This is a genomic window from Methylocystis sp. Se48, from assembly GCF_056269425.1.
On record NZ_CM149850.1, the window covers coordinates 1,905,032 to 1,926,692 of the forward strand.

Genomic DNA, 21,661 nt, shown 5'->3' on the forward strand with positions numbered 1-21,661 from the left:
AGCTGGAGCTTGGGGGTATTTCGTGGCCGACAAATCGAGTTTCACGCCCGATCAATGGAAAAAGATCATTCAGGCGCCGCTTCTTGCCGGGTTCGCCGTTAGCGCCGGGGATCCCAGCGGCCTCATCGGCACGATCCAGGAAGGGCTGGCGAGCGCGAAGGCGCTCGCGGAAGCCAAGGCCGACGCCGGGGCGGACGCCCTGATCAAGGCGGTCGTGGAGGAGCTTCTCACGCCGGAGGGCCGCACCTCGGCGCGTGAGGGCGTGCGCATGCTCATCCAGGGCGGCGACGCGAACGAGATGAAAGTCAAGGCGCTTGAGGAATTGCGCTGCACGGCCAAAATTCTGGATTCCGCCACGCCAATCGAATCGCGCGCCTTCAAGAACTGGCTGAAACAGATTGCCAATCTCGTCGCGGAAGCGGCTCGGGAGGGCGGCTTTCTCGGCTTCGGCGGAGAGAAAATCAGCGCGGCGGAACGGGCGACGCTCGCCGAAATTTCGTCGGCGCTCGGGGCGTAAAAAGAACGGCGGCGGGAAAAACCCGCGCCGCCGATTATGATTTGCCGGGATCCGCCGGTTCGCCCCGGCGGAGATCAGGTTCAGGCCAGGTTGCCCGAGACTTTCGCGAAGGTGCCCGACAGATTGGTGCCCAGGGCGCGGACGCCGGCGATGATGGCGACGCCGATCAGCGAGGCGATCAGGCCGTATTCGATCGCGGTCGCGCCAGATTCGTCGCGGATGAAGGTCTTGAGATATTTCGCCATTTTTTGCTCCTTCGAGTTCGAAACAGGCGGGCTGCGTTCGTTAGCGATTGGCCGCTCACCTGAGGCAGGGATACACTCGATCTGCCAAATCAAATGTTAATTCGGCCAAGTTTTACGCAGTCCCGCCCCCTCTCGTCGCTTTATGCTTGCCGATCTATTGAGCAGATCGTCAGAAGTTCCCCGGGCGCCACGCAAAAGCAAACGCCGCGCTCAGGGAGCGCGGCGCTTCGATTGGCGCGACCGATGGTCGGGATCAGGCAAGGTTGCCCGAAACAGACGCGAAGGTGCTGGAGAGACCCGTGCCGAGGGCGCGGACGCCGGCGATGATGGCGACGCCGATGAGCGAAGCGATCAGGCCGTATTCGATCGCGGTGGCGCCCGACTCGTCGCGGATGAAAAGCTTGACAATCTTTTTCACGGATCTGGTTCCCTCTTTAAGCGATGGCCCGGAAAGTTAACGAAGCCTTTTGCAACGTCGATTGTCGACGCCAGACATGAAAGAACTTTTAAGCCGACTAAATAACCCTTTCGGAGCGCGCAATTTCTTACTTGCTCTGCGGCGATGCAATGACGCCGCATTGGCGCCTTGACCCTCAACTCGCGAGGCGCTGCGATCGTACAAGCGCCATTACTTCGCGCCGGCTGCGCTGCGACTGGCCTTGAGCCGCTCGAAATCTTCGCCCGCGTGGTGCGACGATCGGGTCAGCGGCGAGGCGGCGACATAGGCGAAGCCCTTCGCATAGGCCAGCGTCTTGTATGCCTCGAATTCCTCGGGGGTCACGAAACGGTCGATCGGATGATGCTTGCGGGTCGGCTGGAGATATTGGCCGAGCGTGATGAAGTCCACGTCGGCCGACCGCATGTCGTCCATGACCTGCATGACCTCGTTTCGCGTTTCGCCAAGGCCCAGCATGATGCCGGATTTTGTGAAGACGCGGGGGTTCAGCTCCTTGGCGCGCTGCAACAGCCGGAGCGAATGGAAATAACGGGCGCCCGGCCGCACCGTCACATAAAGAGACGGCACTGTCTCCAGATTGTGGTTGAACACATCGGGCGCGGCGTCGACAACCTGCTCGAGAGCGCCTGGCTTGCGCAGGAAGTCGGGCGTCAGAACCTCGACCGTCGTGCCCGGACACACATCGCGGATGGCTCGGATCGTCGCGGCGAAATGGGCGGCGCCCCCATCGGCGAGATCGTCCCGGTCGACCGAGGTGACGACGACATGGGTCAGGCCGAGCGCTCGCGTCGCATCCGCCACCTTGCGCGGCTCTTCCGGGTCCAGCGCCTGCGGTAAGCCGGTCGCCACGTTGCAGAAGGCGCAGGCCCTCGTGCAGACCTCGCCCATGATCATGAAAGTGGCGTGCTTTTTCTCCCAGCACTCGCCGATGTTCGGACAGGCGGCCTCCTGGCACACCGTGGCGAGGCCCGATCCCTCGAGCAAGGTCCGGGTTTCGCCCCAGGCCGCGGAGCCAGGCGCCTTGACTCGTATCCACGGCGGCTTTCTTGGCGTCGGCTGGTCAGGCCGCGACGCCTTCTCCGGATGCCGAAGCGCTTGCGGCGTCTTCGGGCGCGGATCGTCGTTCAGCAGGTCGATCACGGTCACAGGGCGAACCCCCTGCGCCAAGATTTACGCATCGGACTGACGGATTGCAACGTCGCCTTCGTCCGGACGCGGATGAAGCCGCCGCCAGAAATAGGCCAGCGCGCCCGCCCCGATCAGGGCGGCGACAAACTGATGCGCGCTACCGCTCCCAGCCTGCCCGAAAAGGTGGGCAACTTCTGCGCCGAGCCATGCGCCGCAGACACCCACGAGCGCGAGCGACGTGCACCAGGAATTCCATCGGCACGGGCGTGTGAGAAGCCAGCCAACGCACATTCCTATCAGGAGATAGGCCACGAATTGAACATTCAGGGAGGTTGCCGACGCACCGGCAACGGCTTCTAGGACCGCTTTCATGAAAGACTCCCGAGACGCCCCCCGCCCCGGCGCCGCTCAAACGGCAAACCTTACTTTAACGCCAAAGTAACCGCGCCGGTTCCATCTCGCCGCCAAAAACCAGACGAGATCTATTTCCTAAATTCTCTCATGCGCCGCCGTCGAAGCGCTGACGCCGAGCCACTGGAGCTCCCGGCTGCGTCATTTGAGGCGCTGGGTGACTTTTTAATGGACACGCGGCGCGGGCGACAGGCTCCAAAATCGACCGCCTTCCCCAAAACTGCATCGCGGTCACTCATCTGATAGATTACATTAAGAGCGAAACGCATTTATTTCTTAACGTTGAAATAACTAAATTTATCTTAAATAACAAATATTTAAGTTTTAAATATAAACTCGAACATGAAGATTGGCGGGGCCGGCTTCAGAGATATTCGACTTCCAAAACGCCTGGTATGTCCCGCAAGGCGCCGGCGACCTCTGCGTTCACCGGATAGGCTCCAGGCAGACGGATTTCGATCTCTTCCGGTGCGACGTCGCGCTTGATGAGCAGAGAGACCTCGCCTTCTCCCTTTCCAGAGAGTTTGCTTTTAATCCTATCTATCGGACTTTCATCTCCGACGACGATGCGGAGGCCCCGCTGGGCGCGGGCGGCGGCGGCCGCCAGCGGCTCGACGGTGACGATGCGCGCCCGCACATCGTCGCCCTCAACATTGGCCGACAGCGTCACCAGCACAGCCGCTCCCTTTTCGAGAACGTCGCGATACTGGTTCAGCGCCTCCTGGAAAAGAATGGCCTCGTACTGGCCAGTCATGTCGGACAGTTGGACGATGCCCATCTTCGAGCCGGACTTGGTTCGCCGCTCCGCGCGATCGAGAACCACCGCCGCGAGCCGGCCGGCGGTCGCCCCGCCCTTGACGTCGGAGACGAATTTCGTCCAGCGGGACACCCTCAATTTGGGTAGGAGACTGGCGTAGGCGTCGAGCGGATGGCCGGACAGGAAAAAGCCGGCCGCCTCATATTCCCGCCGCAGGATTTCCCCCGACGACCATGGCTGAACCTTGGGCAGAACCAGGTCGTTCGTCTCTCCCTCGCCGAAGAGCGCGTTCTGGCCCGCCTTGCGGTCCTCGGCGTGGCGATTGGCCGTCGCGAGGACCGACTCGATCGCCGCAAAGGCGCGGCCGCGGTTCGGCTCCAGCTCGTCGAAGGCGCCGCAGGCGGCGAGATTTTCCAGAACCTTCTTGTTCACCTCCCGTGGGTTGAGGCGCCGGGCGAAATCGGACAGGCTTTTGAACGGCCGGTCCCCGCGGGACCGCACGATCGACTCCGCTTGCCCCTCGCCCACTCCCTTGATGGCGGAAAGCGCATAGCGGATGGCGAGTTTGCCGTCCGGCCCCGACGCGACGTCGAAATCGACCCCCGAACGCCTGATCGAGGGCGGCTCCACGGCGATGCCGAGCCGGCGGGCTTCGTCTCGGAACTCCGCCAGCTTGTCCGTCTGGCTCTTGTCGAAGGTCATCGAGGCGGCGAGGAACTCCGCCGGATAATGCGCCTTGAACCAGGCCGTCTGATAGGCGATCAGCGCATAGGCGGCGGCGTGGGACTTATTGAAGCCGTAGTCCGCGAATTTGGCGAGGAGGTCGAAAATGAAATTGGCGAGGTCCGCCTTCACCTCCCGCTCGACCGCGCCCTTCACGAAACGCTCGCGCTGGGCGTCCATCTCGGCCTTGATTTTTTTGCCCATGGCGCGGCGCAGCATGTCGGCCTCGCCGAGCGAGTAGCCCGAGAGCGCCTGGGCGATCTGCATCACCTGCTCTTGGTAGATGATGACGCCGAAAGTCTCCTTCAGGATGGGCTCGATCTTGGGGTGGTAGTAATCCGCCTCCTCGTCGCCGTGCTTGACCGCGCAATAGGTCGGAATGTTCGCCATGGGCCCGGGCCGATAGAGCGCGACGAGGGCGATGATGTCTTCGAAACGGTCGGCGCGCATCTCCACGAGCGCCTTGCGCATGCCCGCGCTTTCGAGCTGGAACACGCCCACCGTCTCGCCGCGCCCGAGCATCTCATACGTGGCCTTGTCGTCGAGCGGAACCTTGGCGAGATCGAAATCCGGGTCGCGCCGGCGCGCCAACTTGCTCGCCATGGCCAGCACGGTGAGAGTCTTGAGGCCCAGAAAGTCGAATTTGATCAGTCCTGCCGGCTCCACCCACTTCATGTTAAACTGGGTGGCCGGCATGTCGGACTTCGGATCGCGATAGAGCGGCGTCACCTCATGGAGCGGCCGGTCGCCGATGACGACGCCGGCGGCGTGGGTCGAGGCGTTGGAGTAGAGCCCCTCGAGCGCCCCGGCGATCTTGAAAAGCCGCGCCACCCGGTCGTCCTGCTCGGCGGCCTCGCGGAGTTTCTGCTCCCCGGCCACGGCTTCGGCCAGGGTCACTGGCTTCGCCGGGTTCTGGGGCACGAGCTTGGCCAGCTTGTCCACCTGCCCCAGCGGCATCTCCAGCACGCGGCCGACGCTGCGCAGCACGCCCCGCGCGAGGAAGGAGCCGAAGGTGATGATCTGCGCAACCCGGTCCGCGCCGTAGCGCTCGCGCACATAGTCGATCACCTCCCCGCGCCGGGTCTGACAGAAGTCGATGTCGAAATCCGGCATCGAGACGCGCTCGGGGTTGAGGAAGCGTTCGAAGAAGAGGCCGAAGCGCAGCGGGTCGAGATCGGTGATGGTGAGGGCGTAGGCCACGAGCGAGCCGGCGCCCGAGCCGCGGCCGGGTCCGACCGGAATGCCCTTCGACTTCGCGTATTTGATGAAGTCGGAAACGATCAGAAAGTACCCGGGAAAGCCCATCTTTTCGATGGTGCTCAACTCGAAGTCGAGGCGTCTGAAATACTCCCCGCGATCGTGGCCCTCCGCCGGACCGTGCGCCGCGAGCCGCGCCTCCAGCCCCTCGGTCGCCTGACGGCGCAACTCCTCCGCTTCGACCTCGGTCAGCGGGCGGTCGCCCGGCGCGTCGCGCAGAAAGCGCGGCATGATCGGCTTGCGCGTCCGGGGACGGTAGCTGACCCGGCGGGCGATTTCGACGGAGTTGGCGGTCGCCTCCGGCAGGTCGGCGAAGAGCGCCAGCATCTCCGCGCGCGTCTTGAAGTAGTGCTCGGGCGTGACGCGGCGCCGGTCCGCGGCGCTTGTGACCGTGCCCTCGGCGATGCAAAGCAGCGCGTCATGCGCCTCGAAGTCGCCGCGCGAGGCGAAATAAGGCTCGTTGGTCGCGACCAGCGGGACGCTCCGGCGATAGGCTAGGTCGACAAGCTGAGGCTCCACCTCCAGTTCAGCTTGAAGATTATGTCTTTGAATTTCAATGTATAATCTATCTCGAAACAGATCGAGCAGCGTCTCGAGCCGGGCGCGGGCCAGTTCTGGCCGACCGGCGGCGAACATGCGGTCGAGGGCGCCGTCCGGACCGCCCGTCAGCGCGATCAGTTCCGCCGCGTCCTCCGCGAGCGCCGCGAGACAAACATGCGGCTCGTCGCCCTCGGCCGTGTCAAGATATGCGCGCGACGCGACGCGCATCAGGTTGAGGTAGCCCGACTCCGTTTTGGCCAGCAGCACGACATTGGCGAAGCTCTCCCCTCGCCCAACAGCCGTCGCCACCTTACCGTCAGAGAAATCAACGCGAAGCTGAACGCCCACGATGGGCTGAAGACCGGCTTTGGCCGCTTTTTCGGAAAACTCGAGCGCCGCGAACAGATTGTTCGTATCGGTGACGGCGAGCGCCGGCTGCTCGTCCCGCACCGCGAGATCGATCAGCTTGCCAAGGCCCAGCGCGCCTTCGCGCAGCGAAAAGGCCGTATGAACGTGAAGATGGACAAAGCCGGCGGCTGCGGCGGCGGACATGACGAGACTTTAGCCCCTGTCGCTGCCGCCCGAAACCGGCGATCTTGCGCCGTCCACAGCATCGAAAATGCACAAAACCCGGCGGAGCGGAGCTCGCCGGGTTCGTGATGCGTGGGGCTGCGCCCCGGACGAAAGGGGCAGTAACGCTCGAAGTTACTCGGCCGCCGTGAAGTTCTTCGCGACCGATTCCATCGGCTTGAAAGCTTCCTTGGCCATCGAGCTGTAAAGCTCGCCGATCTTCGTCGCCTCGGCGATGAAATCCTCGTAGGCGGTCTTGGCGAAATCGGTCTGGAGCTGGAACGCCTCGTCGATCTTCTTCACGGCGATCAGCTTTTCCGCAAGCAAGCGGCTCTTCTCGAAGGACTTCTTCGAGTAATCGGTCGTCTCGGCCGCAATGCTCTGCCAGCCCTTCGTGACGGCCGCAGCGGCGGCGGAAACAGCTTCGAATTGCTCTTTCCCCAACTGCTGCACGCTCTCGAAATTGGCCACCATCGGGTTCGTCCTTATGAAATGGCGCCGGATCTCCAACTGCCGCCCCCTGGCGGCGCGGCATGAGCGCCTGCTAACAAAACCGAATATATGCGTTGCACAAAAGTTCGTCAATAAAAATGTTGCGGCGCAAAATTAATCCAAAAAATTCTGAATCCGCTTAACCCACGGGTAACCGCGTTCTCTTACCCTGAATAACTGTGGCGTTTTGGCGACGCGTATCCCCAGTTGTGTCGTCAGCGCATGTGCCTGTTCCGTAAGGGGCGAGTAGCAAATGTTGAAACCGAGTCTGTTGGACCGCCTGGCGCAGCCCCGCTCCCTTGCCGCCATCTTCGCGGTTATCCTCGCTTTCATCGCGATTACGGCGATCCCGGCGGAAGCGCGCCGGCACGGCTATCGCCATCACCCATCCTACAGCCGGCACGTTTACCACCGCTATTTTGCGCATCACCGCGGCTATGCGCATCACGCGCGCAGCCATCGCTTCTACGCCGCCACCCGCTCAGCCGACGCCGGCGACGAGCCCAGACCGGTCGGAGAACATCGCGGCTTCGCGGCGATCGTCGTCGACGGCAACAGCGGCAAGACCCTTTTCGCCCGCAACGAGCACGAGTTGCGTCACCCGGCGTCCGTCACCAAGGTCATGACGCTTTATCTCCTTTTCGAGCAGCTCGAAAAGGGACGCCTGCGCCTCGACTCGCCGCTGATGATTTCGGAACACGCCGCAGCCCAGGCGCCTTCGAAGCTCGGCCTTCGGCCGGGCGAGACGATCAGCGTCGAGAACGCCATCAAGGCGGTCGTCACCAAGTCAGCCAACGACATCGCCTGTGCGATCGCCGAAAACATTGGCGGAGACGAACGCACTTTCGCTCAGATGATGACGCGCAAGGCGCATGCGCTCGGCATGACGCGCACGCATTATGAAAACGCTTCCGGCTTGCCCGACCCTGGACAGATCACCACGGCCTATGATCTCGCCATCCTCGGCCGCGCGATACAGGATCGCTTCCCGCGCTATTATCGTTACTTCTCAACGCACAGTTTTGCGTATAATGGCGCGCTGCACCGCAACCACAACCATCTCCTCGGCCGCGTCGAGGGCATGGACGGCATCAAGACCGGATACACCCGCGCCTCCGGCTTCAACCTGCTGACGTCGGTTCGCCGCGGCAACCATCACATCGTCGCCGTCGTCATGGGCGGCGCCACCGCGGGCGGCCGCGACCGGATCATGGCCGATCTAATCGAACAGCATATCGGCGGCGGCGCGTCGGTGCGCACGGCCGCAGCCATCACCGAGGACGGCGCGGCCGAACAGGTCGCCGAGGAGCCGACCTACGAGCGCGCCGCGGAGCGTATGGTCGTCGTGGAGCGTCCTGTCGAACGCGCCGTCGAGCCGGTCGGCGAACGCGAGCCCGAGCGCCTCGCTTATGCCGAGCAGCCTGAAGCGGCGGACTCGGAGAGCGTCGAAGCGGCTCCGACCCCGCGTCCCGCGCGCCGCGCCGCCGCGCCCGTGGCCCCCGCCCCGATCCCCGCGCGGGAAAAGACCGTCGAGCGCATTTTGGAGAAGCCGTCGGTCAAGGCGGAGAAGCCCGAGAAATCCGAAAAGCCAGGCCAGGTGCGCCCGGCGTTCGTCTCCGGCGTGCAGAAGCGCGTCGCCGAGGCGCCCGTCGCGGACAAAAAGAGCAAGGCCGCCAATCTCGCCAAGCAGGACCTCGCCGCCGTCATCGACGGGTCCACGTCGAGCCGGTCGTCGAAGGGTCGCGAAATCACCATGGCGACCACGACGCCCTCGGCCATCCGTTCGAGCGCCAACAATTCGCAGGTCGCGAAGGCCGAGCCCGCGCGTCCTTCCAAGCCCGGCTGGATGATCCAGATCGGCGCGGCGGAGGATCCGGAGAAGGCCAATCAGATGCTCTCCCGGGCGCGCAGCCAGCTGCAGGGCTTCCCGCCGAGCGCCAAAGCCTTCACGGAGAAAGTGCAGAAGGGCAAGGAGACGCTTTATCGCGCCCGTTTCGCCGGGCTCGAGGAGCAGAGCGCCGAGTCGGCCTGCAAGGCGCTGAAACGTTCCGGTTTCGCTTGCTTCACCACCAAGAACTGAGAGCGCGCCGTCATGTCCGTGACCTGGGATCACCACCCCGAGGCTGGTCGGCGCGCCTCAGTGATGACGCCGCATCAAGACGTCCTTGGCTTCATTTACCCGGGCCGCAAGGTCCGTCGTCCCGCCAAGATCTGGATGAAGCTTCTTCATCAGATCGCGATGGGCCCTCGTGATGTCCGCCGCGGCCGCGCCCTTCTTAAGGCCGAGAATTTCGTAAGCTTCATCCTCGGTAATCGTGCCGGAGCGACGCGCGCGCGTTTCGCCGCCGGTCCGCGCGTCTCGGTGCGCATCGCTTGCCGAACGCCATCCGGCAAACCGGCGGTCGAGATACGCCTCTAGCAGGCGGGCGCCGTCTGGGTCGTCGCGAAGGCAGACGTCGTAAAGCTCCATCAACGCCGGGCGCGTCAGCGCGTCCAGCTTTTTACCTTCGTCCTTGCCCGCCAGAATCATGCCGCGGATTGCGCCGGTGGAATGGTCCAGCTCCATCTCGATCATCGCCGATCGCACGCGGGAAACGCCAGCGCCGCCCGCGCCCGCATTGCGCAGCCCGGCGGGCGATCCAAGGCCCATCAGCCAGAGGCCGACGCCCCCGAGCGCCATTCCGAAATCAAGCCTACCCCGCGCCATCAGCAAGCCGCCGAGCGCCATCAGCAGGAAGCCGCCCCCACGTTTGATGGCGAGGGCCAGAAAGGCGGGCGACGCGCGCGTATAGGCGTTGAGAGCGAAGAGCGTGAGCACAAGGGCGAAAAATCCGAGCAAGACCGGCATGGCTTATCGTGACCCCATCTGCGACAGCAGCAGGCGCGCGGCGCCTTCGCCCTGCCCCGCGCGCTTCTCCAGTTCCGGCAGGCCGCCGACGGCGTAAGCAGCCGCGGCGCCAAGCAGCTCCGCGAGACGGCGCGGCGCGGAACGGTCGAAAGCCGCATAGGCGCCGCCCGTGAGCCGCGCGATTTCCTGAAAGGCGGCGCGCGCGGTTGCGTCCTGCCCCTCCTGAAACATGAAAGCTCTTAGCCCGAGCAGGCCCAGTTCTCCGGCGGCCGCCGCGAGATGGTCGATCTTTTCCTCCATCGCGTCGCCGATGTAGACGAGCGCGCCGACCCGCCGCGCCCGCGTCTCGTCGAGTGCGTGGCTCAACACGCGGCCGATCTGCGTCTGCCCGCCCCGGCAGGAAATCTGCGCCATCAGCGCGCCAAGCCCCTCTCCCTGCGACACGAACCGGGACGCGCGGCACTCGCGAAATCCCCGGAAATAGACGAGCTGCACGTCGAGGCCGCCCTGAGCGGCGGTCGCGCGGAACATTTCGCCCTGTATGGATTGCGCCAAATCCCACGTCGGCTGGCGGCTCATCGTGGCGTCGAGCGCGAAGATCAGCCGCCCGCGCGTCTCCCGGGGCTCCGCGACGGCGCGGGCTTTTTCGAGAAACGCGTCGATAGCGCCGTTCTCTGCGCGGCGCGGCGCCGGCGCCTTGTTCAGGTCATCGCCCACGGCTGTTCACGTCACCTGTTGGCAGCACTATAAGAAATCGGGTTCGCCGCCAGCAAAACAAGGGGCCGAAACGGATCGGCGCGTCAGCGCGAGAACCCGAAGATAGATGAAAGCCCCCGCCCCGGCGAGGGGACATGCAGCCGCGAGTAGCGCACATGCAACTGGAAAATTCGCCCCCGACGCCCATCGCCGCGCTGCCGGCCGAACTCAAGGAAAACGCGCAGGACTTGATGCGCCTTTTCGCGCTCGAACTGGCGAAGTCGGGCGTTCACGTGGCCGGACTGACGCAAATGCGGGCGCCGGACGCCGCGGGGCGCGCGCGCATCTTTTTGCGTGAACTGGGCTCCGGAGCCGAATTCGCGATCTCGCAGGATCTCGGACCCGGCTCCGTCGCCTGCAATCTGGACACGGGCGAACTCGCCCTGGCCTGCGCTGCGGTCGAACGGGCGGCGCGCGCCGGCGCCGAACTCATCGTCATCAGCAAATTCGCCAAGCAGGAGGCCGAGCGAGGCGGACTTTGCGACGCCTTCCGCGCGGCGATGTCGGCCCGCATCCCGGTGATAGCGGCCGTGTCGCCGCATTTTCGCGACGAGTGGCGTGTTTTCGCCGGGCCGCTCGCGCAGGACGTCGCGCCGACGCGCGAGGCGCTCGCGGAATGGTGGTCGCAGACACGCATCCTGCGCTGAGGGGGCCAAGACCCGAGAGTCGGCGCGTCGGGATGCGCGGACCGACGCGCATGACGCGAAGAAGGCCCCGCCCGGGCCCGCTCATCTGACTGGCGGCGCATACATCAGTCCGCCCTTTTTCCAAAGAGCGTTCGTCCGACGCTCCATCGCGAGCGGCGAAGCTTGCCCGAGATTTCGGTCGAACACATCGGCGTAATTGCCGACATGCTTGATGATTCGGTAAGGCCAGTCGCCCGACAGCGCGAAACCGGCGCCGCGATCGCCTTCCACGCCGAGCAGATGGCGGATGCGCGTTTCGTTCGATTTCAGCGCCGCATCGACATTCGCCATAGAGACCTCGAGCTCCTCGGCCTCGATCATGACGAAAAGCGTCCAGCGAACGATCTCAAGCCACTGGTCGTCGCCCTGGCGCACGACCGGCCCGCGCGGCGCCTTCGTCACGAAATCCGGGAGAACGTCGTGCTCCGCAGGATTTGCGAGTTTCGCGCGCGCGCCATAGAGAAATAACGCATCCGAGGCGAGCGCGTCGCACTTGCCCGCTTCATAGGCCGCGGCGGCGTCTTCGAAGGTCGGAAAGGATCTGGCCTCGTAAGGGGTCTTGCGCGACCGAAAATATTCCGCGAGCTCCAGCTCGTAGGCGGTATCTTGTTGGACGCAAACCGAGGCATTCGCCAGATCCCGCGCGGAAGCGAAGTTGCGCTGGCGGCGGACGAGAAACGCCTGTCCGTCGTAAAGCGAAACCCCGGCGTAGATGAGCTTCTGGGCGCTGTCCCGGGATTGCGTCCAGGGCGCGCCGCTCGCGAGAATGTCGACCCAGCCCGACTGAAGCGCCGCGACGCGCTCGCGCGGCTGCAGCGACGTAAAGCCGACCTTGTCGGGGTCGTCGAAAATGGCGCTTGCGAGGGCGCGGCAAAAGTCCACCTCGAAGCCGCGCCAACCGCCCGCCTCCGAATATTCGGCGAGGCCGGGCGCGAGCGTGACGCCGCAATTCACGTAGCCGCGCCGGACGATTTCCGACGCCGTGGGGCCCGCATCCGACGCCGCCAGCGCGTCGGAGCAGGCGACGAGCGCGAAAACGACCGCTGTTGCGACAGGAAGGAAAAAGCGTCGAGCGATCATATGTCGGGCTCGGATTTGGACGGCCGGTATATTAGGGTCGCTCCGAACGGGCGCAAGCAGAAGCGCCGCGCGTCGAGGGCGACAATGGCAGCCAATAACGAGCAAAAGCGGCGAAAAAAGCGAATGGCCACGCTCGTGACGCAGGCCGGCCGCGCGCCGTTCGATCACTTCGGCTTCGTCAATCCCCCCGTCTATCGCGGCTCGACCGTGCTATTTCCGACCGTCGCGGACATCGAGACGCTGAATCAGCCCTATACTTACGGCACGAAGGGCACGCCCACGACGCGCGCGCTGGAGCAGGCCTGGTGCGAAATCGCCGGCGCGCAGGATACGGTCCTCGTTCCCTCCGGCCTTGCGGCAATCGCCCTCGCGCTCCTCACCGTCACGAAAGCGGGCGCGCATCTTCTCGTGACGGATTCGGCCTATGCGCCGACACGCAGCTTCTGCGACGGCTTTCTCGCGCGTTTCGGCGTGGCGACGACCTATTACGACCCCGCGATCGGGGCCGGAATCGCGGCGCTGATCCGGCCGGAAACGACCGCCGTGCTCGTCGAGTCGCCCGGCTCGCAGAGCATGGAGATTCAGGATGTCCCGGCCATTGCGGCGGCGGCGCGCGAAAAGGGGGTCTGCGTCGTCATCGACAACACCTGGGCGACGCCGCTCTTCTTTCCCCCGCACGAACGCGGCTGCGACCTCGCCATCGAGGCGGGCACGAAGTATCTTTCCGGCCATTCGGACATTCTGATCGGCCTCGTGTCGGCCAACGCCAGATGGGCGAAGCGGCTGCGCCATACCTTCAACATGTTCGCGATCGGCGCGAGCCCCGACGACGCTTCTCTGGCGCTGCGCGGCCTGCGCACCATGGCGCTCCGGCTGCGCGAACAGGAGCGCGCCGCGATCGAGCTCGCGCGGTGGCTCGCGGCCCGGCCCGAGGTCGCGCGCGTGCTGCATCCCGCCCTGCCCGAGCATCCCGGCCACGCCCTGTGGAAGCGCGATTTCTCCGGCGCGTCCGGCGTCTTTTCGATCATCCTGAAGCCGGTTCCCAGGGAAGCCCTCCACGCTTTCGTCGATGGGCTGGAGTTGTTCGGCATCGGCTTTTCCTGGGGCGGCTACGAGAGCCTCGCGCTGCCCTTCGATTGCGCGCCCTACCGCACGGCGACGCGCTGGGCCCCGGAGGGGCCGGCCGTGCGCTTCTCCATCGGCCTGGAGGACGTCGCGGATCTGAAGGCGGACCTCGATGCGGGTTTCGCGCGGATGACGTCTAATCGCGGTTCGTGAAGCTTTCAACGAAGCCCCGAAGCCCCGGCGACGGCGCGCCGTAACTGACAATCCGGACGTCGAGATCGAAGGAAGAAACCACCTCGAGCGCCCTGCGCATCGCGCTCAGAATCCAGCCTTCGTCATTGCCGAACGCGCCTCCGCCGAGTTGCGTTAGCAAAACCGTGTCCGATGCGCCTCGATCGGCGTTCAGGACCGCCGCCCACATTGTCGCTTCATAGGCCGCTTCGAGGACAAGCGTGGCGAAGGGCCGCCAATGCTTGGGCGCGATCCCGGTGTAGGCGACGGGGAGAGCGGAGCAAAAGGCTTGTGAAACCAGAGGACGCGGCTCAATCTCCGCCTCCGTGGCTTCCGTGTCGCTCTGCACGCCGATCGACAGCCGGCCGCGCAGCGCGTCTGCCTTTTCCGGACCCGCCTGCGCGAGGAAATCGGAAATGGCGTCGAGCCCGGCGCGACGGCACAACGCATAGCCGTTGCGCATCTCCCAGAGTTCTCGAACAGGCGCGCCCAGCGCCTTGCTCAACGCCTCGCCAATTCCGGCGAGGCCGTCGAGCTGACGGCGCGCGCTCTGGCCGACGCCGCCTTGGACCGGCGCGAAATAGTTCCGGTAGATCGTCGCCGCCCCGGCCGCGATGGCGCAGGCGGGTCCCTGCGTCCGGTCGTATTGGTAACGCGTGACACCATCCTCCGGCGTCACGTCCGGACCCGTCATTTCAAGCATGTTGAACTGGGACGCGACCTGAAACAGCGCGCCTCGATATTGCGCCTCACGATGCATGGCCCTGACGTCCCCCTGGACCAGGGTCAAACGGAGCTTTCCGGCCCGCCGCGCCGGCCGCGCCCTTTCTCGCAGTGTTTCGAGCGAAACGAGTTCGAAGGCGCCGGCGCGATAGGTGGCGCCGTTGACGAGAGACCGGAGGCGTCCGCGGTCCAGCGACAATTTCGCGCGCGTGCGTTCGTATTCCTCCTCGCGAAAGCCGGTCAAACGCTCGAACCAGTCCATCGCCCCCGCCTCTCTCCCGGCCGGCTTATCTGGCAAAAGCCGCGCCGAAAGCCAGAATGATCTCACGCAATTGCGGCTCGTCCACCTGCGCCGCGGCGGTCGCGTAGGGAAACCAGTAAATCGCGCGCTGGCCCTTTTCCGGCCACTTCTTGCGCTGCATGTCGACGCGCAGCGGGAAAACCTCGACGCGGCACGTCACGGACGCCCCGCCCTTCAGACGTTTTTCATATTCGTATTCGCCGATTTTTTCCTTCTCAACCTTGCCGTGGAGTCCCGCTTCCTGCTGGGCCTCGATTGCCGCGACGATATGCGGCTTTCTCCCTTTCATCGGCCAGCCCTTGGGGATCACCCAGCGCTTCGTGTCCCGCGAGGTGGCGAGGAGGATTTCGACGCCGCACGCCTCGTCCGCGCGCCAGGGCAGCGCTGCGTATTGCGTCCGCGGCGCCGCGGATGAACCGCCCTTCTTCGCGCTCTTCGGCGGCTTTTTGGCGGGCTTCATGGGGAGACGCTCGTCAGCGCGTAGAACGCCGCGGCAAGCGCCTCGGGATGTCGCTCAAAAAGGTCGAAGAAACGCTGTTCCCTGGGCGTAAGCGCCTGAAACCACGACAGCATCCGCGCCCCCACCCCTTCGACCCGCGCCGCCGAATCCTGTCACAAAACTGTCATAAATCGGCTCGGCCTCATAGCCGCTAGCGCAGCCGCGTGTAAAGCTCTAAATCGCGTCAGCGCGTCGTGCTGCCCGTGCGGTCGGCCTTGCTCACTTCCACCTCCGGCTTCGTCGAAACGCCGCCGGCCGCCTCGTTCACAGCGGGTTTCGCCGCCGCGGTCCGGCGCAGCATCAAACGAAGACGGTCGCGCAATTGGGAGGACATGAAGGACGCGCTTCGCAGCGGAACGAGAGTCGTGCCGCTGTAGACGAACGCCCCCTCGTCCTCCACCACGACGTCGCCGGAGCGCAGCGTCGGGTCCGAGCGCGCCATCTTCTCGAAATACGCCTGGGAAGACCGGGGATCGTTGCAGGAGCAGTTGTTCGCCGTCCGGTCCCGGAACGCGAAGGCGACCGGCAGGGACGAATAGCGCTGGCCTTTCGCATTTCGCGCGGTTTCGATCGTCGCGCCGTCGTAGATTTCCATCGGCGCGGAGGGACAAGCGAATTCGCAGGACTGCTGCCGCGTCGCCTCGGTCGATTTGATCAGCGGGAAGAAATAGCCGTCACAGGTGCGGACGCAGAACCCGCCTGTCGATGGCTCTGAAAATCCGGAGCTGGAGTCGCTCTCGCGCGGCTTCGCGAAACGTATCTCGCCGACGGGCGCCTTCTGGAATGACTTCGCGCGTCGGCCCGCGGCCGAGTCGCGCGGCGCGCGCTGGGGGGCGGCCGGCGCCGGCGCCGGGTCGGAGGGGCCGAAAAGGAAGTCGAGAAGCCCCTCGGCGCGGCCCGGCGACGCCGCCGCCAGCGCAGCGAGCGCGAGAAGCGCAGCGATTCGCATCGATTTTGACCGGATGAGCCGCATCTTCGCCGTTTCCATTCCCCTGTTTCCGCCGCGCTGGCGACCCCGGCAGGATTCGAACCTGCGACCTACTGCTTCGAAGGCAGTTGCTCTATCCAGCTGAGCTACGGAGCCTTTTCGCTCCCGCGCCGGCCCTGGCGGCGGAAAATTTCTCATTTGGCCGTCGCCCTCGGCCAAGCCTGTTTCCTCGCCTCGGCGGCTCGTCTGGCATGCTGCTAGCAAAAAATGTCGATTCTGGCGACAGGACAAAAAAAAATCGCTTGCCATAGCCACGCGCTCCGGGGGCTGACCCCGCCGGCCCGGATCACGCTATCCATGAACGGGGTTCGGTCCGTCGTCCTGCCTTGCTGGCGACCCCGGCAGGATTCGAACCTGCGACCTACTGCTTAGAAGGCAGTTGCTCTATCCGGCTGAGCTACGGGGCCGAGTGGACGCGCTGTTTGTCAGTGCGTCCACAAACCAATGCGATTGGTCTTGAAGTTGTCCGAATAGGACGCGAGGCGGCGTGACGCCGTGTCCGGCTTGGGCTCCTCGACGCGATAAGGCACGCCGGCGCGCTCGGCGTAGGCGACCGCCTCTTCTTTCGAGGCGAAGCGCAGGCGAATCTGCTGCTTCATGTCGCTCGAACTGGTCCAGCCCATCAGCGGATCGAGCGAGCGCGGCGTCTCCGGATCGAAATCGAGCCGCCAGGGCCTGGCGGGGCCGGGGCCTGACTGAGTCACGCTGGGCGACTGACGATAGATGCGGGCGGTCATCTCAACCTCTTGCTTCGACTGCGGCGGGGCGCCCGGCTTCGTCGGTTTCACATTTCCCGGCGGCAAGCGACGCGGCGGACTTCTTCGTATTCGGACAGCGAAAAATTGCAACCTCGTTGCGGAAACGCTTGGTCCTGGGCGTCCAGAAGGCTGGTCGGGGCAGCAGGATTCGAACCTGCGACCTGAAGTACCCAAAACTTCCGCGCTACCAGGCTGCGCTATACCCCGACGGAACCGAACCCCGGCTCCCCTAGCCTCGCCGCCTTGGCTACCATGCGGCGCCGCGGCTCACAAGGCGGACGCCTCACCGTTTGAACGCCGGATGGCGAACTTCGTCGCCGGGCTTCAGCCCGATGCGGCGCGCGGTTCCCGCATTGAATTCTATCACGGCGTAAACCGGCCCGCCGGACGAAATGATCTCTTCCGACATTGGAACCGTATCCGCGGCGACGTTTGTGACGACGCCCGCGCGCGAAACGAAGACCATGTCGAGCGGGATATAAGTGTTCTTCATCCACATCATGACCGACCCTTCGGCATGGAAGTCGAAGAGCATGCCCTGATCCTGCGGCATGGCGCGTCGATGCATGAGCCCGCGCGACCGTTCGGCCGGCGTGTCCGCGAGTTCGACGCGGAAATCGTGGGTTCCGCTTGCGGTGACAATCTGAAGCTTTTGAAGCGCCGCCTCCGCGCCCGCGGCCGGCGCGGCGGCGAGAAGCGCGCTCGCCAGCATGAAGACGAGCGCAAGCTTTGCTGTAAGCCTTGCGAGGATCGGCGCTGGAAAGGGCATGGTGCGCCTCTGAGAAAAGTTGCGCGCCCCCTTTGATCGCATCACGAAACGAGCGCGACTCGACGGGAGCCCGATCAGTGAGACGGGTTCTTGGCCTCAAGCGGACGCACTTCCGCGGCCATCAATCCCTTCGGACCGTCGCCGTAGCGAACGAGCACGCTGTCGCCGGGTTTCAGCTCCGTCATGCCGAAGCGGCGCACGGTCTCCATGTGCAGGAAAATGTCTTCCGTGCCCTCTCCGCGCGTAAGAAAGCCGAATCCCTTCACGCGGTTGAACCACTTCACGATCGCGATCTCGTAGCCGCTCGTCGCCTTGACCTGCACATGCGTGCGTCCGGCGGAAGACTGCGCCGGATGCACGGCGGTCGTCTCGTCCATCGCGATGACGCGGAATACCTGCATGCCCTTCGACCGCTTTTGCGCTTCGCACACGATGCGCGCGCCCTCGAAAGCGGTTTGCAGGCCGCTACGGCGAAGAATGGTCACATGCAGCAAAATATCCGGCGCGCCGTCGTCCGGCACGACGAATCCGTAGCCTTTCGCGACATCGAACCATTTGATGCGACCTGCTACCTCGACGAGATCGAGGGCCTCTTCCCCTTCGGCGGCGGTGGACGTAGCGCCCAACTCATCCTGAAAAGTCACCTTCGCTCCCAACCGACCAACTCCCCAGTGCTGATCCAGAGCATTCGACCGGCGCAGACAGCGAGTTTATGCAATCTCGAATCGCTGCGTGGCAAATGAATCACTGGGCAGAACATAGCATTGGTCGCGGCTCATCCAACCAGAGATTTCACGCTCTCGACCGAATGGCTGTGGATACACGCGCCACGCGCGCCGACCTGCCGGCCGGAGCCTTTGCGCATGTCTTTCACAAGCGATTCAAAACAATTCGACTTCCACCGCCGGCTGCGCGGCGTTTCGTTTCATGGCGTTCGTATGCTCCCTCGCCGATGCGGCCGCGCGTAGCGCCGTCCCGGAACGGGCGGCGGCGTCCGAGGCGCCGATTCGCCGGATTTGACAAATTTCGCCATGCGCGCAATCGAAACGGGCGCGGATTTGTCGGGACGACCCGCGCCAATCTTCGCCACATTCTGGAGCCGCCGCATGACTGATCTGTCGACCACGCAATCGAGCGTTTCCGTTGCGGACGGAGCCGGCGCGCGCGCTCCTTCGCCTTACGATCTCGCCGCGCTCGCGGCCGCGCGCGAGGGCGAGCGCTTTTCCCTGCACGCAAAGTATCTCAACGAAATGTGGGTGCGCGTGCTGAGGACGATCGGCTACGACGTCGGCTTCGTGCGCGGGCTCGGGCCCTATTTGTGGGACCGCAAGGGCGACCGCTATCTCGACCTCCTGAGCGGCTGGGGTGTGTTCGCGCTCGGCCGCAATCATCCGGCGGTGCGAGACGCGCTCGTCAGCGTGCTGGATGGCGAATTCGCCAATCTCGTTCAGCTCGACGTCTCTACGCTCGCGGGCGTGCTCGCGGAAAAGCTGATCGGGCGGGCGCCCTATCTCGAGAAGGTTTTCTTCGCGAATTCGGGCGCGGAGTCGATCGAGGCCGCGATCAAATTCGCCCGCGCCGCGACGGGACGCCCCGGCATTCTGCATTGCGCGCATTCCTTTCACGGCCTGACCTATGGCTCGCTGTCCATGAACGGCGACGAGATTTTCAAGAAAGGATTCGGCCCGCTATTGCCGAACGCGCAGGAAATTCCCTTCGACGACCTGCCGGCGCTCGAGCAGGCGCTGGCCGGCCGCGACGTCGCCGCCTTCTTCGTCGAGCCGATCCAAGGCAAGGGCGTCAACATCCCCTCGGACGATTACCTCGCCGGCGCGCAGGCGCTTTGCCGCAAATACGGCACGCTGTTCGTCGCCGACGAAATCCAGACCGGGCTCGGCCGCACGGGCAAATTCTTCGCGATCGAGCATTTCCCCGGCGTCGAACCCGACATGGTGGTCGTCGCGAAGGCGCTTTCTGGGGGGCATGTGCCGGTCGGCGCCGTGCTCACGCGCAAATGGATCTTCGACAAGGTCTTCGACCGAATGGATCGCGCGGTTGTGCACGGCTCGACCTTCAGCAAGAACGACCTTGCGATGGCGGCGGGCGTCGCGACGCTCGACGTGCTGGAGAACGAGCGCCTCATTGAGAACGCCGCCGCGAAGGGCGAGCGCCTGCTCGCCTCCTTCCGAAAGATGGCCGAAGGCTACGAACTCATCTCCGACGTGCGCGGCAAGGGATTGATGATCGGCGTCGAATTCGGCCCGCCGAAGTCGCTCATGCTGAAAGCCACTTGGAACCTGCTGGAGACGGCGAACTCCGGCCTGTTCGGCCAGCTCATCTGCATTCCGCTCTTCAAGAACCACAAGGTTCTCACCCAGGTCGCCGGGCACGGAAATCCGACGATCAAGCTTCTGCCGGCGCTCACCCTGAGCGACGCCGACTGCGACTGGATCGAAACCTCATTCGACGCCGTGATCGCCGACGCCCACAACGCCTCGGCGGTCTGGTCGCTCGGCAAGACGCTTGCGGAACATGCGATCAAGGCGCGCATGAACGGCTGACGCCGCGCGCGCCGCTGGGCCGCCGGAACGGGAACGCTATTTGCCCGATGTATCAGGGACGCGGTCAAGGCGTCCCAAATTCGGTCGACTTCGGCTCATCGCCGCGGAAGTCGAACCGTTGCGATACGAAAGGGCCTCGGTCATGCGTTTCATTTCGGGAATCCGGTCAGCCGCATTGGCGGGAGCGCTCGCGCTGATGTCCGGCGCCGCGCTGGCGCAAGCGGCCGGCGCCGGCGGCGCGGGAGGAGGCGGCGGAGGCGCCGGAGGCGGCGGCGGAATGGGCGGCGGCGCGCCGGCTTATGGGGCTGGAGCTTACGCGCCCGGACAAGGCCCGACCGGGGCCGCCGGATGGTATGGCGGGAGCTGGCGCGGCTATCAGCCGGTGATCGGCCCGCTGTGGGGCGGTTACGGCGGCTATGGCGGCGGTGGAGGCGGCGGCAACGTCGCCTATGGCGGCGCAGCCAACATTTATACTTACAACCATTACGACAATCGCCGCCGCGACGGCGGATTCTACGGCGGCGGCGGTGTTTTCTATGGCGACGACGGTTACAGCCGTCTCTATGTCTCGCGTCCGTCCTACGACGATCGCTATGTCGATGACGGTTACTATCGGCGCCCGACAGGCTATGCCCCGGTTACCGTTTACCGTCCTTCGCAGCACATCTTTTACCTGCCCGAGAACAAGAGCCGCGCAATGCGAAAAGGCGCTCGCCATCACGCGCAGGATTGAGCTTCAATGGCGCATGAGCGCTTCTAGTAGAGGGTGAGTGTCATGAGTTTCGTTTCCATGTTCCGGTTTCTGGCGCTGGCCGGCGCCGCGGCGGGCGTTTTCGCGGCGAGCGAGGTTTCGGCGCAGGATTTCACCTCGCCCTTCTTCGGCGGCGGCTATGCGCCGGGTCCGACCTATGGCTATGGCGCCGGCGTCGGCTTCGGCGGCGGAATCGGAGTCGGCGGCGGGGCCGTTTACGGCGACAGCTACTACACTGGCGCCTATCAGCATCCGGCGGCTGGTTATGGCGGCGCCCCTTACCGGCGCGCGGCCTACAGCGCGGCCGACGTTTATGTGAACGGCGGCTATGGCTACGACCAGACCTACGAACGCGCCTATGCTGTGCCGCAGACGGTCTATCGCCCCTATGTCCGAACGCATTACGTGCCGGTGACGACCTATCGCGCCTACAATACGGTGCAGTACCAGCCGGTCACGCAGTATCGCGTGGTGCGCAAGCGCTGCCACTGCGAAACGGTTTACTGAGACAAAAAAGCGGCGGCCCGGGAGGCCGCCGCAATTATTTC

The 21,661-nt window shown here is 64.7% G+C and carries 22 protein-coding genes, 3 tRNA genes and 1 pseudogene; 7 read left to right on the plus strand and 19 right to left on the minus strand.

Annotation, left to right across the window (positions count from 1 at the left end):
* The first annotated feature begins 22 nt into the window (after nucleotides 1-22).
* Nucleotides 23-517 carry a hypothetical protein gene (locus tag ACV959_RS09350; RefSeq protein ID WP_475736347.1) on the plus strand — a complete coding sequence of 165 codons (495 nt, stop codon included), beginning with the start codon at nucleotides 23-25 and terminating at the stop codon, nucleotides 515-517.
* A gap of 80 nt (nucleotides 518-597) precedes the next feature.
* Here ACV959_RS09350 and ACV959_RS09355 read toward each other — a convergent pair whose 3' ends face one another.
* The 6 genes from ACV959_RS09355 to ACV959_RS09380 form a co-directional block, all read right to left on the minus strand.
* A complete protein-coding gene (locus ACV959_RS09355) occupies nucleotides 598-762 on the minus strand; it encodes a Flp family type IVb pilin (RefSeq protein WP_475736348.1) in 165 nt (54 codons plus the stop codon).
* Between the two features lie 253 nt (nucleotides 763-1,015).
* Nucleotides 1,016-1,180, minus strand: coding sequence for a Flp family type IVb pilin (locus ACV959_RS09360; RefSeq protein WP_475736349.1), 165 nt, complete (start codon nucleotides 1,178-1,180; stop codon nucleotides 1,016-1,018).
* Between the two features lie 210 nt (nucleotides 1,181-1,390).
* Nucleotides 1,391-2,365: a lipoyl synthase gene (lipA, locus tag ACV959_RS09365; protein ID WP_475736350.1), complete on the minus strand. Its 975-nt coding sequence runs from the start codon at nucleotides 2,363-2,365 to the stop codon at nucleotides 1,391-1,393.
* Nucleotides 2,366-2,389: 24 nt separating this feature from the next.
* The gene (locus ACV959_RS09370; protein WP_475736351.1) at nucleotides 2,390-2,719 is read right to left on the minus strand and encodes a hypothetical protein; all 330 of its coding nucleotides are present in this window, start codon (nucleotides 2,717-2,719) and stop codon (nucleotides 2,390-2,392) included.
* A gap of 403 nt (nucleotides 2,720-3,122) precedes the next feature.
* Nucleotides 3,123-6,587: a DNA polymerase III subunit alpha gene (gene dnaE, locus ACV959_RS09375; RefSeq protein ID WP_475736352.1), complete on the minus strand. Its 3,465-nt coding sequence runs from the start codon at nucleotides 6,585-6,587 to the stop codon at nucleotides 3,123-3,125.
* A gap of 153 nt (nucleotides 6,588-6,740) precedes the next feature.
* Nucleotides 6,741-7,079, minus strand: a complete 339-nt coding sequence (locus tag ACV959_RS09380; protein ID WP_475736353.1) for a phasin family protein — start codon at nucleotides 7,077-7,079, stop codon at nucleotides 6,741-6,743.
* Nucleotides 7,080-7,350: 271 nt separating this feature from the next.
* On the opposite strand from ACV959_RS09380, the gene ACV959_RS09385 reads away from it, so the two are divergent.
* Nucleotides 7,351-9,177: a serine hydrolase gene (locus ACV959_RS09385; protein WP_475736354.1), complete on the plus strand. Its 1,827-nt coding sequence runs from the start codon at nucleotides 7,351-7,353 to the stop codon at nucleotides 9,175-9,177.
* A 57-nt stretch (nucleotides 9,178-9,234) separates the two neighbouring features.
* On the opposite strand, the gene ACV959_RS09390 is transcribed toward ACV959_RS09385, so the two are convergent.
* Entirely contained in the window at nucleotides 9,235-9,945 is a 711-nt protein-coding gene (locus ACV959_RS09390) for a DnaJ domain-containing protein (RefSeq protein WP_475736355.1), read from the minus strand.
* 3 nt (nucleotides 9,946-9,948) lie between these two features.
* The gene (locus ACV959_RS09395) at nucleotides 9,949-10,662 is read right to left on the minus strand and encodes a VWA domain-containing protein (RefSeq protein WP_475736356.1); all 714 of its coding nucleotides are present in this window, start codon (nucleotides 10,660-10,662) and stop codon (nucleotides 9,949-9,951) included.
* Between the two features lie 155 nt (nucleotides 10,663-10,817).
* On the opposite strand from ACV959_RS09395, the gene ACV959_RS09400 reads away from it, so the two are divergent.
* Entirely contained in the window at nucleotides 10,818-11,348 is a 531-nt protein-coding gene (locus tag ACV959_RS09400) for a DUF2478 domain-containing protein (RefSeq protein WP_475736357.1), read from the plus strand.
* An 81-nt stretch (nucleotides 11,349-11,429) separates the two neighbouring features.
* Here ACV959_RS09400 and ACV959_RS09405 read toward each other — a convergent pair whose 3' ends face one another.
* The gene (locus ACV959_RS09405) at nucleotides 11,430-12,467 is read right to left on the minus strand and encodes a transporter substrate-binding domain-containing protein (protein ID WP_475736358.1); all 1,038 of its coding nucleotides are present in this window, start codon (nucleotides 12,465-12,467) and stop codon (nucleotides 11,430-11,432) included.
* Nucleotides 12,468-12,590: 123 nt separating this feature from the next.
* Between ACV959_RS09405 and metC the strand changes: the two genes are divergently transcribed.
* Nucleotides 12,591-13,745, plus strand: a complete 1,155-nt coding sequence (gene metC, locus ACV959_RS09410) for a cystathionine beta-lyase (RefSeq protein ID WP_475736359.1) — start codon at nucleotides 12,591-12,593, stop codon at nucleotides 13,743-13,745.
* Here metC and ACV959_RS09415 read toward each other — a convergent pair.
* The 10 genes and pseudogenes from ACV959_RS09415 to ACV959_RS09460 form a co-directional block, all read right to left on the minus strand.
* Nucleotides 13,729-14,748: a hypothetical protein gene (locus ACV959_RS09415; protein ID WP_475736360.1), complete on the minus strand. Its 1,020-nt coding sequence runs from the start codon at nucleotides 14,746-14,748 to the stop codon at nucleotides 13,729-13,731. The genes metC and ACV959_RS09415 overlap by 17 nt on opposite strands.
* A gap of 25 nt (nucleotides 14,749-14,773) precedes the next feature.
* Nucleotides 14,774-15,247 (minus strand): NUDIX hydrolase, encoded by a 474-nt coding sequence (locus tag ACV959_RS09420; protein WP_475736361.1) that lies wholly within the window; start codon nucleotides 15,245-15,247, stop codon nucleotides 14,774-14,776.
* 14 nt (nucleotides 15,248-15,261) lie between these two features.
* Nucleotides 15,262-15,360, minus strand: a pseudogene (locus ACV959_RS09425) (nuclease PIN); the annotation flags it as partial.
* A 110-nt stretch (nucleotides 15,361-15,470) separates the two neighbouring features.
* On the minus strand, nucleotides 15,471-16,274 hold the full coding sequence (locus ACV959_RS09430; protein WP_475736362.1) for a DUF2865 domain-containing protein: 804 nt from the start codon (nucleotides 16,272-16,274) through the stop codon (nucleotides 15,471-15,473).
* Nucleotides 16,275-16,293: 19 nt separating this feature from the next.
* Nucleotides 16,294-16,370 (minus strand) — tRNA-Arg (locus tag ACV959_RS09435).
* A gap of 234 nt (nucleotides 16,371-16,604) precedes the next feature.
* Nucleotides 16,605-16,681: transfer RNA gene (locus tag ACV959_RS09440), tRNA-Arg, on the minus strand.
* Between the two features lie 18 nt (nucleotides 16,682-16,699).
* A complete protein-coding gene (locus ACV959_RS09445) occupies nucleotides 16,700-17,011 on the minus strand; it encodes an ETC complex I subunit (RefSeq protein WP_475736363.1) in 312 nt (103 codons plus the stop codon).
* 151 nt (nucleotides 17,012-17,162) lie between these two features.
* Nucleotides 17,163-17,239: transfer RNA gene (locus tag ACV959_RS09450), tRNA-Pro, on the minus strand.
* 76 nt (nucleotides 17,240-17,315) lie between these two features.
* Nucleotides 17,316-17,801, minus strand: coding sequence for a DUF192 domain-containing protein (locus tag ACV959_RS09455; protein WP_475736364.1), 486 nt, complete (start codon nucleotides 17,799-17,801; stop codon nucleotides 17,316-17,318).
* A 74-nt stretch (nucleotides 17,802-17,875) separates the two neighbouring features.
* Nucleotides 17,876-18,445: a cold-shock protein gene (locus ACV959_RS09460; RefSeq protein WP_475736365.1), complete on the minus strand. Its 570-nt coding sequence runs from the start codon at nucleotides 18,443-18,445 to the stop codon at nucleotides 17,876-17,878.
* A 462-nt stretch (nucleotides 18,446-18,907) separates the two neighbouring features.
* Here ACV959_RS09460 and ACV959_RS09465 point away from each other — a divergent pair, with 462 nt between their 5' ends.
* The 3 genes from ACV959_RS09465 (at nucleotide 18,908) to ACV959_RS09475 (ending at nucleotide 21,620) form a co-directional block, all read left to right on the plus strand.
* Nucleotides 18,908-20,362: an aspartate aminotransferase family protein gene (locus ACV959_RS09465; protein ID WP_475736366.1), complete on the plus strand. Its 1,455-nt coding sequence runs from the start codon at nucleotides 18,908-18,910 to the stop codon at nucleotides 20,360-20,362.
* Between the two features lie 142 nt (nucleotides 20,363-20,504).
* Nucleotides 20,505-21,095, plus strand: coding sequence for a hypothetical protein (locus ACV959_RS09470; RefSeq protein ID WP_475736367.1), 591 nt, complete (start codon nucleotides 20,505-20,507; stop codon nucleotides 21,093-21,095).
* Nucleotides 21,096-21,137: 42 nt separating this feature from the next.
* Nucleotides 21,138-21,620 (plus strand): hypothetical protein, encoded by a 483-nt coding sequence (locus ACV959_RS09475; protein ID WP_475736368.1) that lies wholly within the window; start codon nucleotides 21,138-21,140, stop codon nucleotides 21,618-21,620.
* Nucleotides 21,621-21,661 lie beyond the last annotated feature (41 nt).

Excerpts from the sequence above, each read along its gene's own strand:
- ACV959_RS09390 (WP_475736355.1), bottom strand. The coding sequence starts at position 9,945 with ATGCCGGTCTTGCTCGGATTTTTCGCCCTTGTGCTCACGCTCTTCGCT.
- ACV959_RS09400 (WP_475736357.1), top strand. The coding sequence starts at position 10,818 with ATGCAACTGGAAAATTCGCCCCCGACGCCCATCGCCGCGCTGCCGGCC.
- dnaE (WP_475736352.1), bottom strand. The coding sequence starts at position 6,587 with ATGTCCGCCGCCGCAGCCGCCGGCTTTGTCCATCTTCACGTTCATACG.
- ACV959_RS09475 (WP_475736368.1), top strand. The coding sequence starts at position 21,138 with ATGAGTTTCGTTTCCATGTTCCGGTTTCTGGCGCTGGCCGGCGCCGCG.
- ACV959_RS09355 (WP_475736348.1), bottom strand. The coding sequence starts at position 762 with ATGGCGAAATATCTCAAGACCTTCATCCGCGACGAATCTGGCGCGACC.
- ACV959_RS09445 (WP_475736363.1), bottom strand. The coding sequence starts at position 17,011 with ATGACCGCCCGCATCTATCGTCAGTCGCCCAGCGTGACTCAGTCAGGC.
- ACV959_RS09380 (WP_475736353.1), bottom strand. The coding sequence starts at position 7,079 with ATGGTGGCCAATTTCGAGAGCGTGCAGCAGTTGGGGAAAGAGCAATTC.
- ACV959_RS09455 (WP_475736364.1), bottom strand. The coding sequence starts at position 17,801 with ATGCCCTTTCCAGCGCCGATCCTCGCAAGGCTTACAGCAAAGCTTGCG.
- ACV959_RS09470 (WP_475736367.1), top strand. The coding sequence starts at position 20,505 with ATGCGTTTCATTTCGGGAATCCGGTCAGCCGCATTGGCGGGAGCGCTC.
- ACV959_RS09370 (WP_475736351.1), bottom strand. The coding sequence starts at position 2,719 with ATGAAAGCGGTCCTAGAAGCCGTTGCCGGTGCGTCGGCAACCTCCCTG.
- ACV959_RS09430 (WP_475736362.1), bottom strand. The coding sequence starts at position 16,274 with ATGGAAACGGCGAAGATGCGGCTCATCCGGTCAAAATCGATGCGAATC.
- ACV959_RS09415 (WP_475736360.1), bottom strand. The coding sequence starts at position 14,748 with ATGGACTGGTTCGAGCGTTTGACCGGCTTTCGCGAGGAGGAATACGAA.
- ACV959_RS09385 (WP_475736354.1), top strand. The coding sequence starts at position 7,351 with ATGTTGAAACCGAGTCTGTTGGACCGCCTGGCGCAGCCCCGCTCCCTT.
- metC (WP_475736359.1), top strand. The coding sequence starts at position 12,591 with ATGGCCACGCTCGTGACGCAGGCCGGCCGCGCGCCGTTCGATCACTTC.
- ACV959_RS09465 (WP_475736366.1), top strand. The coding sequence starts at position 18,908 with ATGACTGATCTGTCGACCACGCAATCGAGCGTTTCCGTTGCGGACGGA.
- ACV959_RS09420 (WP_475736361.1), bottom strand. The coding sequence starts at position 15,247 with ATGAAGCCCGCCAAAAAGCCGCCGAAGAGCGCGAAGAAGGGCGGTTCA.
- ACV959_RS09405 (WP_475736358.1), bottom strand. The coding sequence starts at position 12,467 with ATGATCGCTCGACGCTTTTTCCTTCCTGTCGCAACAGCGGTCGTTTTC.